This window comes from Blautia caccae (genome assembly GCF_040095955.1).
Taxonomy (GTDB): domain Bacteria; phylum Bacillota; class Clostridia; order Lachnospirales; family Lachnospiraceae; genus Blautia; species Blautia celeris.
Map to the genome: position 1 here is coordinate 1 of NZ_JBBMFP010000117.1, position 511 is coordinate 511.

Annotated in this window: 1 protein-coding gene; it reads left to right on the top strand. The window is 44.4% G+C overall.

Annotation, left to right across the window (positions count from 1 at the left end):
• Positions 1-511, top strand: a 511-nt coding sequence (locus WMO65_RS26505; RefSeq protein WP_349064949.1) for a hypothetical protein, incomplete at both ends; no start/stop codon positions are given.

Below are 511 nucleotides of genomic sequence, written 5' to 3' on the forward strand. Positions count from 1 at the left end.
AACTTTCCGTTGTCTATGAAGGGGACAGCAAAAAGCTGATCGCCAGCCCGGAAGACTTCTTCTCTGGCTTTGCCACACTGACTCCTGGAGACAGTATGGACGGAACGTTTACCATGAAAAACGACGCAGAAAAGGAGCAGGCTTTTTACTTCAAGACAGAGGTGCTGGAACCTGACAACGACCTTCTGGATAAGATGCAGCTCACCATCACAGCAGGCGGGAAACAAGTTTATTCCGGTCCATTGAATTCTAAGGATTTAAAGGAATACATAGAACTCTGTAAACTGGAAAAAGGAAAAGACCAAAAAGTTACCTTCCAGGTATCTATGCCTAAAGAGCTGGATAATAAATATACACTCAATACTGGTAAGGTGAAGTGGTACTTCAAGACTGTGGCGGAAGAAAAGGGGACAGAAAAAACAGCTCCCGTGAGGACAGGTGACAAACTTTCTGTTGAAGCCATTATTTGGGCGGCGGTCCTTGTCATAGCTGTTGTCTTCCTTATTGTAAT